We start from the raw sequence: 12,095 nt of genomic DNA on the forward strand, positions 1-12,095 counted from the left end.
GGCGGGAAAAATGGCCGGATCGGTCAGGGGGCAGCGGTCATCGGTCCGGGCCCTGTGGCTCCGCCATCCGGCGGTGCATCTGCGCCAGCACGGTATCGGGGATGATCCCCGCGAATGTATCCTGCACCTTGTTCATGAATCCGCTGACCGTGTGCGCGTCGCCGCCCAGCAGCGCCTCGTATCCGTCCTGCGCGACCTTGGCCGGGTCGGCCTTGTCGTCGTCCTGCCCGACGTCGGTGTTCTCCATCCCCGCGCGGGCGAAGAAGCGCGTGTCGGTCGGCCCCGGCATCAGGCAGGTGACCGCGACGTCGGTGTGCTTCAGCTCGTTGCGAAGGCCGAAGCAGAAATAGTCGATGTAGCTTTTCGTGCTGTTGTAGACGAGCTGGTAGGCGCCGGGGATGTGCCCGGCGATCGACCCGGTCACGAGGATCCGGCCGGCGTTGCGGGCCACCATCTTCCGCCCGATCGCGTGCAGCAGCCAGGTCGTTCCCGTGACATTGGTGTGGATCACGTGGGCAATGTCGGCCCAGTCCTGTTCGACGAAGGCCCGGCCCAGCCCGTGCCCGGCATTGGCGATCAGCACGTCCATCTCGCGATCCCCGATCGCGGCCATCAGCTGTTGCAGGCCCTCGCGCGTGGCGAGGTCGGCCTGCACCGTTTCGACCGAGGGCGCCCCCGCGTCGCGCGCGGCGGCTTCCGCCTCGTCGAGCGGCCGGTCCGCCGCGAGCAGCAGGCTGCACCCGTCGCGCGCGGCGAGCCGCGCCAGTTCCAGCCCGATCCCGCTGGAAGCGCCGGTGACGAGGACGAAGCCGGCCAGCCGTTCGATCCTGTCCGCCATCGTCAGTGCTCCATCCCGGGCTTCAGCACGACCTTGGTCCAGGTGTCCTGTTGTTCCTTGAAGTTCCTGTAGCCGTCGGCCGCCTGCTCCAGCGGCAGCCGGTGGCTGATGAGAAAAGTCGTATCGAGCGTGCCGTCCTCGATCTTGTCGAGCAGCTCGCCGGTGTATTTCTGCACGTGGGTCTGGCCCGAGCGGACCTGCAGCCCCTTTTCCATCAGCGCGCCGAGCGGGAACTTGTCCGTCATCCCGCCATAGACGCCGGGGATCGAGACGCGCCCGCCGGGGCGCACGGCGAGGAGCGCCTGCTTGATCACGCGCGCGCGGTCCGCGCCGATGCCGACGGTCTGCTTGGCAATGTCGAGCATGTTGTCGACGGCGAAGCCGTGCGCCTCCATCCCGACCGCGTCGATCACCGCGTCGACGCCGATCCCGCCCGACATTTCCAGCAGCGCCTCGCGCACGTCGGTGGAACGGAAGTCGATCGTTTCCGCCCCCAGCTCGCGCGCCAGCTCCAGCCGGTGCGGGTAGTGGTCGATCGCGATGACTTTCGCCGCGCCCATGACGATGGCGGACTGGATCGCGAACAGGCCGACGGGGCCGCAGCCCCAGACCGCGACCGTGTCGTCCGGCTGGATCTGCGCGTTCTCCGCCGCCATCCAGCCGGTGGGCAGGATGTCGGAAAGGAACAGGACCTTCTCGTCCTCCAGGTGATCGGGCACCGCGATCGGGCCGACGTCGGAAAAGGGCACGCGGACATATTCCGCCTGCCCGCCCGAATAGCCGCCCGTCAGGTGCGAATAGCCGAACAGCCCGCTCATCGGGTGGCCGTAGAGCGTGGCCGACATGTCCTGCTTTTCCGCCGGGTTGGAATTCTCGCAGGCCGAATACTGCTGCACCGCGCAGTGGAAGCACCCGCCGCAACTGATGGTGAAGGGCACGACGACGCGCTGCCCCTTCTTCAGCGTGGACTTGCTGCCGGTATCGACCACCACGCCCATGAACTCGTGGCCGAGAACGTCGCCCGCCTTCATGCCGGGAATGACCCCGTCGTAGAGGTGGAGGTCCGAACCGCAGATCGCGGTCGCGGTCACTTCGACGATCGCGTCGCGCGGGTTGACGATTTCCGGATCGCGCACGCTTTCGACGCGCACGTCCTTGGTTCCATGCCAGGTCAGTGCCTTCATGCCGCCTTCTCCTTCTCGGCTGCGCGGGTGTTTTCCTTGCGCGATGCGGACGTGGCGATCTCGCCCGTTTCCATCAGCATCTTGAACCGCTTGAGATCGTGGCGCGCCTGCACTTGCGGTTCGCGCATGAAGAGCTTGGCGATCGCCTTGCCCGCCTTTCCGCCCGGCGGGTCGTAGGCGACGACCAGGGTGACGCGGGTGCCGCGGTCGCCGGGGGCGTCGGCAAAGGAAACCTCGCCCTGCGTCTCGATGTCGGAGCCTTCGACCGATCGCCAGGCGATCCGTTCGTCCTGCGTGTCCTCGACCACCTCGGTCTCGACATCGACCGTGGTCCCGCCCGGGGCCTTGATCGTCCAGACCGAACGCTTCGCGTCGTCTTCCTTCACGACGATCCGCTCGACGTTTTCCATCACGTCCACGAGGTTGGGGAAGGAACGCCAGAAGGCGTAGAGTTCGTTGCGGGGCCGGCGGATGGTCACCGACCGGCCTGCAATGTCCAGCGGGCCGTGGACGTGGCGGGCGGTATAGCCCGGGGCGCGGTCGCTGCCCTGGCGGCGCCGGTGGGCGCGCAGGCCGAGGACGAGCCCGCCGACCGCGAGGCCGAGGCCGGCCGCCGCCCCGGCGATCTGTCGCTTGCTGTCAGTCATGTCGATCGTCTCCTGTCTGACCAAGAGAGGCGAGAGCGGCACGATCCGTTCCGGGCCTGGGCCGGCGGCCGCTGCCCGATGCGACGAAGCGTGGCCGGGACAGGACGGGATCGAAAAACCCTGCAACAGGCCAGCCGCGGCGCGCCGGCGGCGTGCAATATATGTTCGGCGGCCATGAAAAAACGGGAACGTTCGGTGCCCGTTTCCATTCCTTGTTGCATGTCTTCGCCCGAAGATCTCGACCAGTTCCTGCAGCTTTGCATGTGGGACATCGCCGCCGGTGCGCGGCAACTTTACCGGCGTCTTCCCGGCGTCGCCGAACATGCCGAGGACGCGGGCCTGCAACTCGTGCTCAGCGAACTGGCATCGGTCGCGGGGATGTGCGCCGATCGCCTGTTCATGACCGGCGGCAAGCATTCCGGGCCGGACAACCTGTGGATGGCGGGCATTCTCGACGATGCGGAGCGCGACACGCGGACGATCGCCCCCGGGCCGCTGCTCGACCTCGCGATCGTGGGCGCCGTTCGCAAGGCGCTCCAGGCCAAGCTTGCTTCGATCGACACCGCCCATGCCACCGCGCGGGCGCTGGAGGATTCGACCAGCGGCGCCGCGCTCAAGCTCTCGCGGGCGGAGGCCGAGGTCCACGATCGCGAACTGGCCGACCTGCTCGATCGCCTCGCGGCCCAGGCCGCGCGCGGCGGCCGGGGCGGGGCGAGGGGCCGCCGACGCCGGGTAGGGGCCGCGGGCTAGGCTCGCCCGGACGCTGGCCCGGTCAAGGCCGCTTTTCAAGCTTGCAGCCCGGTGCAAACCGGCCCCCGATCGCCCGCGCGGGATTGACCGCGCGGCGCGCCATCCGCATGGCATGGCCGCATGGATGCACTGGCCCGTCTCGAACGCACGATCGCCCGGCGGCGCAACGCCGATCCCGATGCCAGCTACGTCGCCCGCCTGCACGATCGCGGCCTGCCGGTGATCGCGCGCAAGGTGGGGGAGGAAGGCGTCGAAGCGGCCGTCGCGGCCCTTTCCGGCTCGCGCGAGGAACTGGTGGGCGAGGCGGCCGACGTCCTGTTCCACCTCCTGGTCCTGCTCTCCGCGCGCGATATCGCCCTGGCCGACGTCCTGGCCGAACTCGACCGGCGCGAGGGGGTCTCGGGCCTCGACGAAAAAGCTTCCAGGAGCGAATGATGCCGATCGACGCGACCCAGCCTTACGACGACGACAATATCTTCGCGAAGATCCTGCGCGGGGAAATCCCCTCGACCAGGGTCTACGAGGACGAATGGGCCTATGCCTTCGAGGACATCGCCCCCCAGGCGGCGGTCCACACGCTGGTGATCCCCAAGGGCAAGTACGTCAGCTGGGACGATTTCAGCCAGCGCGCGAGCGATGCCGAGATCGCCGGTTTCGTGCGCGCGGTGGGCAAGGTCGCGCGGGACAAGGGGCTGGTGGAGCCCGGCTATCGCCTGCTCGCCAACCTCGGCCGGCACGGCGGGCAGGAAGTGCCCCACCTTCACGTCCATGTCTTCGGCGGCGAGCCGCTGGGGCGGATGATCGCGAAATAGCCACGGCTGACAGTTTCGTTTGCTTGGCGAGTCCGCGATCCGCTAAGGCGCGCGCCACGATGACGCTGCGTCCCACCCCGCCCGACGGCCTGATCGACGGCACCCGGCACCTCTACGCCGTGCGCGTCTATTACGAGGATACCGACCTGTCGCAGGTCGCCTATCACGCCAATTACCTGCGCTGGTTCGAACGCGCGCGGTCCGACCTGCTGCGCCGGCTGGACATCGACCAGCGCGCCGCGGTCGAATCGGGCGAAGGCGCCTATGCGGTGGCCGACCTCTCGATCCGATACCTGCGCCCGGCCCGGCTGGACGACGACATCGTGATCGAGACCCAATGCACCCAGCTGCGCGCCGCGAGCTGTCGCATGCACCAGCGCGCGCTGCGCGGCGACGAGCTGCTGGCCGAGGCCGACCTGAGGGTCGGCTTCGTCGCCCCCGACGGCCGGCCCCGGCGCCAGCCGCGCGCGTGGCAGGAAGCTTTCAAGTCCCTCCTCTCCAGCGAAGAAGAACCGCAATGATCCTATCGCAACTCGCGGCGGCAGCGCCGAACCGGCTCGACCCGGTGCAACTGTTCCTCGATGCCGACATCGTGGTCCAGCTCGTCATGGTCGGGCTGCTCGCCGCCTCCATCTGGACCTGGATGATCATCGTCTCCTTCTCCATGCGCATGGCCGGCGTGCGCCGCCGGGCTGACGCGTTCGAGGCCGATTTCTGGCGCACCGACGATTTCGACGGGTTCATGCAGCAACATGCCAAGCGCAACGTGCCGATCGCGCGGATCGCCGGGGCCGGGATGGCCGAATGGCGCCGCTCGACCAAGGGCGGGGTCAAGGACCGAGAGGGCCTTCGCGGCCGGGTCGCGCTGGCGATGGAAGGCCAGGTGGCCGAAGAGGCGGACGATCTCGCCCGCCGGCTGAACTTCCTCGCCACGGTCGGGTCGGTCGCGCCCTTCGTCGGCCTGTTCGGCACGGTCTGGGGTATCATGAACAGCTTCTTCCAGATCGGGGCGCAGGAATCGAGCTCGCTCGCGGTCGTCGCCCCCGGCATTTCGGAGGCGCTTTTCGCCACCGCGATCGGCCTCTTCGCGGCGATCCCGGCGGTCATCGCCTATAACCGCTTCAGCCACGCGGTGAACGCGTTCGAGGCGCACCTGCAGCGGTTCGCCGACCGCTTCCACGCCAGCCTGAGCCGCGAACTGGAGCGGATGTAATGGCGATGGGGCTCGTTCGCCCGGGGCGGCGCGCGCGGGGCAGCCGCCGCGCGCCGATGGCGGAAATCAACGTCACCCCGCTGGTCGACGTCATGCTGGTGCTGCTGATCATCTTCATGGTCACCGCCCCGATGCTGACCGCCGGCGTGCCGGTGGACCTGCCCGACAGCCGGGCCAATGCCCTGCCGCAGGACCGGCAGGAAGTGACCGTCTCGATCACCGGCGACGGCACGATCTACCTCGACGACAGCCCGCTCGCCCCGGGCGAGCTGCCCGACCGGCTGGCCAACCTGGGCTGCGGCGTCGGGGCGGGACGGCAGATGACCCTGCGCGCCGATCGCGCGCTCGATTACGGGCGCGTCATGGCGGTTATGGGGGAACTGAACCGGGCCGGCTGCAACCGCATCGCGCTGGTCACCCACGGTTCAGTTTCGGCCCCATAGCTGGTCCGAAATGGCAAGCTTCGCCCTGACCCGCGACGAGAAGATCGGCCTCGGCCTTGCCGTCGTGCTGCACGCCGCGCTGGTCGCCGTGCTGCTGGTCCAGCCGCGCGCATCGGACCCGCCGCCGATCCCCGAACGCATGGTCGTGAGCCTGGCCGAAGACGTCGGCCCGGTGTCGGTCGCGCCCGACCCGGTGGCGGAAAGCCGCGCGGCGATCGCGCCGAGGCTGAGCGAGCTGCCGGTGCCCGCGCCGCCGCTCGAAATCCCGCGCCCGGCGGAACTGGAGCGCCCGACCCCGCCCGAACGCCCCCAGCCGCGGGCCGAGGCTCCACCCGCGCGCGAGCGGCCGTCCCGTGAGCGGCCCCCCCGCGAACAGCCCCGGCGCGAAAGCCCGCCCGAACGCAGCGAGCCGCAGCGCAGCGGCGGCAGCCGGATCGGCAGCGATTTCCTGGGCGGCGCAGGATCGAGCACGACGACCGAGGAAACCCGCATTCCCGCCAGCCGGATCGGCGCCAGCGCCAAGGCGTCGCTGATCCAGGCCATCACCCGCCAGATCAAGCCGCACTGGTCGGCGCCGCAGGGGGTGGACGCGGACCGGCTGGTCACGGTTCTTTCCTTCCGCCTCAACGAGGACGGGAGCCTTGCGGGCACCCCGCGCGTAGTAAGCCAGTCGGGCGAAACGGCGGCCAACCGGCCGCAGAAGGCGCTCCACGCCGAACGCGCGATCCGCGCGGTCCAGCTCGCGGCGCCGTTCGACTTGCCGCCCGAATACTACAACGCCTGGAAATCCATCGACGGCGCCAGATTCGACAGGAACCTTTCGCGATGAAACCGATCCTTGCCCTTTTCACGCTCGCCCTTGCCGCCGCGCCCGCGGCGGCGCAGGATGCCCCGCCGACCCCCTCGGCCAGCGATCTCGGAACGCCCGTGCCCACCGGCGGGCAAGTGGAGACGATCGAACATGCCGAGGCGGAGGAAGGCGGCCTGACCTTCACCGTCACCGACGAAAGCGAGTGGCAGGATCTCGGCATTGCCATCCCGATTTTCGCGACCGATCGCGACGCGCCGACGCCGGCCAATGCCTCGGGCACGGCCGCGCTGGGCAGGGAACTGGCGCGGGTGGTCTATAACGACCTGAAGAACAACGGGCTGTTCCGCCCGGTCGGGCCCGATGCATTGCCCCAGCCGACCTTCACCCAGATCACCGCGCCCAACTGGCCGACCTGGTCCAGCCGGGGGGCGGAAATGCTCGTCCACGGCTATGTCCGCGCGCGCGGCGACGGCAAGCTGGTGGTCGGCTGCTATCTCTACGACATGGCGTTGAAGAGCGAGCTGGTGCGCGAAGGCTGGGTCGTCCCGCCGGCGGACTGGCGGCGCGCGGCGCACAAGTGCGCCGATCTCGTCTATTCGCGCCTTTCGGGCGAAGACCCGTTCTTCGACAGCCGGATCGCCTATATCGCCGAGACGGGCCCCAAGCATAACCGGGTCAAGCGCCTCGCGATCATGGATTCGGACGGGGCGAACCACCGCTTCATCACCACCGGCCGTTCGACCGCGCTGACACCGCGCTATTCGCCCGATTATCGCAGGCTGCTCTATCTCTCCTACGTCGATGGCAACCCGCGGATCTACGTCTACGACATCGGCTCGGGCCGGCAGACGCTGGTGACCGAGAACAGCAACCCGACTTTCGCCCCGCGCTGGAGCCCCGACGGGCGCTGGATCCTCTATTCGATGGCGGTCGGCGGCAATACCGACATCTACCGCGTTTCGGCCGAAGGCGGGCCCAGCGTGCGGCTGACCAATGCGCCGGGGATCGACATCGGCGGGTCCTATTCGCCCGACGGCAGCAGGATCGTGTTCGAAAGCGACCGTTCGGGATCGCAGCAGGTCTACGTGATGAACGCCGACGGTTCGAACCAGCGGCGGCTGACGTTCTTCGGCGGGCGCGCGGCGACGCCGGAATGGAGCCCGCGCGGCGACCAGATCGCCTTCACCCGCATCGCCGGCGATTTCAACATCGCGGTGATGAGCCCGGAAGGCCGCAACCTGCGGACGCTGACGAACGGCTGGCAGGACGAGGCGCCGACCTGGAGCCCGAACGGCCGCATCATCCAGTTCTTCCGCACCGAGCGCGGTTCGGGGCGGACGTCGCTCTGGCAGGTGGATCTCACCGGCCGCAACGAAAGGAGACTGCCGACGCCGGTGGACGCGTCGGACCCGGCCTGGGGACCGATTCTTCCCTGAGTGCATTCTTTGCTGTGTCACCCTTTGACGGGTCGTTGGGGTCGCAACCCAATCTTGGCATGAGGAAACGCCGATGAAACTACGCTTTGCAACCGTCGCCCTTCTCGCCGGCACCGCGGCACTGGCCGCCTGCAAGAAGGAACCGCCCGAATCGCTGCCGCCCGAACCGGCGCCGACGACCAGCGCGCCGACCGGCCCGACCCAGCCGGCCGGCCCGGTCCTGGGCACGCAGGCCCATTTCGAAAACGCGGTGAACGGCCAGAACGTGATCTATTTCGACACGGACCGTTACAACATCGACAGCGCCGACATGGCCGCGCTGCAGACCCAGGCGCAATACCTGGCGCAGCACCCGAACATCTCGATCACGATCGAAGGGCACGCCGACGAACGCGGCACGCGCGAGTACAACCTCGCGCTGGGCGAACGGCGCGCCAACGCGGCCAAGAACTACCTCGTCAGCCTGGGGGTGGCGGCCAGCCGCATCCGCACGGTTTCCTACGGCAAGGAACGCCCGGTCGCGCTCGGTTCGAACGAGGCGGCCTGGGCGCAGAACCGCCGCGCGGTCAGCGTCGTCGTCAACTGAGGCCCGGCTCGGTCGCGCCCGCGGCATCGGCATACCGGTGCATCGCGGCGCGGCCGGATCGGCTTACTGCGCGATGGCCGGCTGGATCGCGCCCGCGGTCGCGAAACCGGTCGCGAAACCGGCCGCGTCTGGCCCGGCGTCCCGGTGCGGGGCGGCAAGCGGGCCGGGGGTGCTGGCCATCGCGAACAGGGCCATGACCAGCACGCTCACCACGGCGGAAAAGGTCAACTGGCGGCTCATCGTTCGCAAGGCTCCTCGATCGTGTCGGCGGCGGCCGGATCGCCGGCTCGGCCCGCGCCCTAGCCGGGCGCAGATGAACGGTTTGTTGCATTGCAGCAAAAAATGCCGCGTCCCCCGTGTCCCCCGCGCTTCCCACCCGGTGCAACCATGCCTAGACTGGCAGCGATGACCATTCGACGAACGTCTTTCCGGGGCCCGGCATGAGCCGCGCCCGCCGATCCCTCGACTGGGGGTTTCCCCGCTGGCGCGGATATGGCTCCGCGCGCGAGGCGACGACCGTGCGCCTGTGCGACCGCCACGGGTGCGAGGAGCCGGGCGACTGCCCTGCGCCCAAGGCGCCCAACAGCCCCGACCGGTGGTATTTCTGCCAGCGCCACGCTGCCGAATACAATTCCAAGTGGGACTATTTCGAAGGGCTGGACAAGGCCGAGAAGGAAGCGCGCGCCAAGGCGGAGCGGGCGGAGAACGCCGGCTATGCCGAGGCGCAGCACTATGGCTGGAGCGGCAGCGGCGACGGTTCGCGCTCGGCCGACGAAATGCGCGCGCTCGACCTGCTGGGCCTGGAGGCCGACGCCGATTTCGCCGCGATCAAGAAGGCCTACCGCAACCGCGCCAAGGAAGTGCACCCCGACGTCAAGCCCGGCGATGCCGAGGCCGCGCGCCGGTTCCAGGCGCTCCAGGTCGCCTACGAGGTGCTGCGCAAGGCGGAAGAACGCCGCGAGTGGAAGGGCTAGGCCGCCGTCCGGCCGCGCGCCGCGCGCTTGCGCGGGCCTGCGGTCAGGCGGCAGGCCGCTCCATCCGCGCCGCCAGCGCGGCGGCCATTCGCTCGCCCAGCTCGGGCCCCTGCTCGGGATAGAGGTAGGGCTCGATCAGCTCCGCCTCCATCACCGCCAGTTCGCCCGAGGGCAGGCGCACCATGTCGATCCGGGCGTAGAGCAGGTCGTCGAAGGGCAGGGCGGCGACCACCGCCGCCGCGTGCGCGAGATCGTCGGCCCCCGGGGCATAGGGCGTCTCCGTCCCGCCATAGAGCGACTGGATCCGGTATTCGCCCGCGGCCGCGCGCTTGTTGACCGCGTGGGAGAACTGTCCGCCGACGAAGACGAAGGTGAACTCGCCTTCCTCCAGGATCGCGGGCAGGAACGGCTGGATCATCGCCGCGCGGCCCATCGTCCACCCATCTTCGGGCAGGGTGTCGCGGGTAAAGCTGTGCTGGCCCAGCCCGCCGGCGCCGATCCGCCGCTTCACCACCACCCGGTCGGTTTGGAGCGCGTCCATCGCCGCGGCCACTTCGGCCCGGCCGGCATCGTCGTGCCAGAGCGTCGGCACGGTCATGGCGCCGGCCGCCTCGAGTTCGCGCAGGTAACGCTTGTCGAGGTTCCAGCGCACGGCCGCCGGCGGGTTGTGGACCGCCAGCCCACGCGCCTCGAGGTCTTCCAGCCGGGCGAGGAACGCGTCGGCGCGGTCCTGGTAGTCCCAGGCCGTGCCCAGCAGGACCGCATCGATCCCGGCGAAGCGTTCGACCGGCGCGCGCCAGTCGATCTCCACCAGTTCCATCCCTCGCGCGGCGAGGGCCGGGCGCAGCGCCGCGACCTCGAGATCGTGCTCGAATGCGTCGCCGCGCCGCGGCCCGTCGCCGGGCAGGGTATCGGCGCAGGCGAGAAAACCGACCTGGACCATCAGACGGCTTCCAGCGCCTGGTCGAAGTCGCGGATCAGGTCGTCCGCATCCTCGATCCCGATCGAGATCCGCACGAGGTTGTCCGAAATGCCCAGTTCCGCCCGGCGTCCTTCGGGCACCGAGAGGTGCGTCATCGAGGCCGGGTGGCTGGCGAGCGTTTCGGTCCCGCCCAGGCTGACCGCGAGCTTGGCGACTTTCAGCGCGTCGAGGAAGCGGAAGCATTCGGCCTCGCCCCCCTCGATGAACAGCGAGAAGGTCGATCCCGCGCCGAAGCAGTGCCGCTGGTAGATGTCCTTCTGCCGCGCGTCCTTGATCATGCCGAGATAACCGAGCCCGACGACTTTCGGATGCCCGGCGAGGAATTCGCAGACTTTCGCCGCGTTCTCGCCCGCGCGCTGCATCCGCAGTTCGACCGTTTCGAGCGAGCGCAGCAGCATCCACGCGGTGTTGGGATCGGCGATCCCGCCCATCGTGTTTCGCAGGGCCCGGACCGGGTCCATCCAGCGCTTCGCCCCGGCCACGCTGCCGGCGACGAGATCCGAATGGCCGCCGACGTACTTGGTCAGCGAATAGGCGACGATGTCCGCCCCGTTGTCGAGCGGGCGCTGCCACAGCGGGCCGAGGAACGTGTTGTCGATCGCGATCGGCGTCACGTCGCCGTCCAGCGCGGCATCGCGCGCGTCGCGCACCGCCTCGATATCGACCAGGGCATTGGTCGGGTTGCCCGGGCTCTCGAGGTAGATCATCGCTACCTTGCCGCCCTGTTCATCGGCCTGGGCCTTCGCGCGGGCGAGCACGTCGTCCAGTTCCTCGCGCGTGGCACCGGCGGGGAAATCGACGTAGGTGACGCCGAAGCGCGACAGGACTTTCGCCACGAAGCCCTCGCTCGCGGCGTAGAGCGGGCCCGAATGGACGATCACGTCGCCGGCCGAGACATAGGCAAGCATGAGGATGCAGATCGCGGTCATCCCGCTGGAGAACGACAGCGCGTCTTCCGCCCCGTCCCAGATCGCCAGCCGGTCTTCCAGGATTTCCTGGTTGGGGCCGTTGAAGCGCGAATAGACGAGGCCTTCCGCCCCGCCCGGGCGCAGGCCGGTGATCCCTTCGAAATGGCGCTTGCCCGCGGCCGCGCTTTCGAAGGCGAACGTGCTGGTGAGGAAGATCGGCGGCTTCAGCGAACCTTCGGACAGGGCCGGGTCGTAACCGTGGCCCATCATCAGGGTGCTGGGCTTCAGCTGGCGGCCGTCGATCCGCGTCGGTTCCGGCTTCGGGTTGCGGCGCGGGGTGGGCTTGTCGGTCGAATCGATTGCGTCGGGCATGGGAATGTCCTTCCTTGCGTCACGCTCCCAGGAAGGCAGGAGCCGAAATGGCGACCGCGCGGCGCCCGTTCCTAACCTCCGCAGGAACGCATCTCCGCCCGGTGCCGATAACATCGCCGCGAATACCGCCGCGCCTGCG

The 12,095-nt window shown here is 69.2% G+C and carries 16 protein-coding genes; 10 read left to right on the forward strand and 6 right to left on the reverse strand.

What is annotated here, in order from left to right; genetic code table 11:
• Positions 1-37 precede the first annotated feature (37 nt).
• From T8T98_RS02455 to T8T98_RS02465, 3 genes are read right to left on the reverse strand one after another with little or no spacing between them, the layout of a single operon-like run.
• Positions 38-838, reverse strand: coding sequence for an SDR family NAD(P)-dependent oxidoreductase (locus T8T98_RS02455; protein ID WP_251104177.1), 801 nt, complete (start codon positions 836-838; stop codon positions 38-40).
• 2 nt (positions 839-840) lie between these two features.
• Positions 841-2,022: a zinc-dependent alcohol dehydrogenase gene (locus T8T98_RS02460; RefSeq protein WP_251104176.1), complete on the reverse strand. Its 1,182-nt coding sequence runs from the start codon at positions 2,020-2,022 to the stop codon at positions 841-843.
• Positions 2,019-2,669, reverse strand: coding sequence for an SRPBCC family protein (locus tag T8T98_RS02465; protein ID WP_251104175.1), 651 nt, complete (start codon positions 2,667-2,669; stop codon positions 2,019-2,021). Before T8T98_RS02465 ends, T8T98_RS02460 begins: the two co-directional genes overlap by 4 nt.
• A 219-nt stretch (positions 2,670-2,888) precedes the next feature.
• Between T8T98_RS02465 and T8T98_RS02470 the strand changes: the two genes are divergently transcribed.
• From T8T98_RS02470 to pal, 9 genes are all read left to right on the forward strand, one after another.
• Positions 2,889-3,419, forward strand: coding sequence for a DUF892 family protein (locus T8T98_RS02470; RefSeq protein WP_251104174.1), 531 nt, complete (start codon positions 2,889-2,891; stop codon positions 3,417-3,419).
• A 120-nt stretch (positions 3,420-3,539) separates the two neighbouring features.
• A complete protein-coding gene (locus T8T98_RS02475) occupies positions 3,540-3,854 on the forward strand; it encodes a phosphoribosyl-ATP diphosphatase (RefSeq protein ID WP_160732046.1) in 315 nt (104 codons plus the stop codon).
• A complete protein-coding gene (locus tag T8T98_RS02480; protein WP_160732047.1) occupies positions 3,854-4,231 on the forward strand; it encodes a histidine triad nucleotide-binding protein in 378 nt (125 codons plus the stop codon). Before T8T98_RS02475 ends, T8T98_RS02480 begins: the two co-directional genes overlap by 1 nt.
• A 59-nt stretch (positions 4,232-4,290) precedes the next feature.
• Positions 4,291-4,752 (forward strand): YbgC/FadM family acyl-CoA thioesterase, encoded by a 462-nt coding sequence (locus tag T8T98_RS02485; RefSeq protein ID WP_251104173.1) that lies wholly within the window; start codon positions 4,291-4,293, stop codon positions 4,750-4,752.
• Entirely contained in the window at positions 4,749-5,444 is a 696-nt protein-coding gene (tolQ, locus tag T8T98_RS02490) for a protein TolQ (protein ID WP_160732049.1), read from the forward strand. The genes T8T98_RS02485 and tolQ overlap by 4 nt, the downstream gene beginning before the upstream one ends.
• Positions 5,444-5,887, forward strand: coding sequence for an ExbD/TolR family protein (locus T8T98_RS02495; protein ID WP_251104172.1), 444 nt, complete (start codon positions 5,444-5,446; stop codon positions 5,885-5,887). The genes tolQ and T8T98_RS02495 overlap by 1 nt, the downstream gene beginning before the upstream one ends.
• A 10-nt stretch (positions 5,888-5,897) precedes the next feature.
• Positions 5,898-6,716, forward strand: a complete 819-nt coding sequence (locus T8T98_RS02500; RefSeq protein ID WP_160732051.1) for a TonB C-terminal domain-containing protein — start codon at positions 5,898-5,900, stop codon at positions 6,714-6,716.
• The gene (gene tolB / locus T8T98_RS02505; RefSeq protein WP_322295796.1) at positions 6,713-8,134 is read left to right on the forward strand and encodes a Tol-Pal system beta propeller repeat protein TolB; all 1,422 of its coding nucleotides are present in this window, start codon (positions 6,713-6,715) and stop codon (positions 8,132-8,134) included. Before T8T98_RS02500 ends, tolB begins: the two co-directional genes overlap by 4 nt.
• Positions 8,135-8,207: 73 nt before the next feature.
• Positions 8,208-8,720, forward strand: a complete 513-nt coding sequence (pal, locus tag T8T98_RS02510; RefSeq protein ID WP_160732053.1) for a peptidoglycan-associated lipoprotein Pal — start codon at positions 8,208-8,210, stop codon at positions 8,718-8,720.
• A gap of 63 nt (positions 8,721-8,783) precedes the next feature.
• Here pal and T8T98_RS02515 read toward each other — a convergent pair whose 3' ends face one another.
• Complete coding sequence (locus tag T8T98_RS02515) at positions 8,784-8,960, reverse strand: hypothetical protein (protein WP_251104170.1); 177 nt, start codon at positions 8,958-8,960, stop codon at positions 8,784-8,786.
• Between the two features lie 200 nt (positions 8,961-9,160).
• Here T8T98_RS02515 and T8T98_RS02520 point away from each other — a divergent pair, with 200 nt between their 5' ends.
• Entirely contained in the window at positions 9,161-9,694 is a 534-nt protein-coding gene (locus T8T98_RS02520; RefSeq protein WP_251104169.1) for a J domain-containing protein, read from the forward strand.
• Positions 9,695-9,737: 43 nt separating this feature from the next.
• Here the strand turns inward: T8T98_RS02520 and T8T98_RS02525 are convergent, their stop codons facing one another.
• Both T8T98_RS02525 and T8T98_RS02530 read right to left on the reverse strand, forming a co-directional pair.
• On the reverse strand, positions 9,738-10,637 hold the full coding sequence (locus tag T8T98_RS02525; protein WP_251104168.1) for an ATP-grasp domain-containing protein: 900 nt from the start codon (positions 10,635-10,637) through the stop codon (positions 9,738-9,740).
• Complete coding sequence (locus tag T8T98_RS02530) at positions 10,637-11,956, reverse strand: cystathionine gamma-synthase family protein (RefSeq protein WP_251104167.1); 1,320 nt, start codon at positions 11,954-11,956, stop codon at positions 10,637-10,639. The genes T8T98_RS02525 and T8T98_RS02530 overlap by 1 nt, the downstream gene beginning before the upstream one ends.
• Positions 11,957-12,095: the final 139 nt, after the last annotated feature.

It is taken from the genome of Pelagerythrobacter marinus (assembly GCF_034375205.1).
Taxonomy (GTDB): domain Bacteria; phylum Pseudomonadota; class Alphaproteobacteria; order Sphingomonadales; family Sphingomonadaceae; genus Pelagerythrobacter; species Pelagerythrobacter marinus.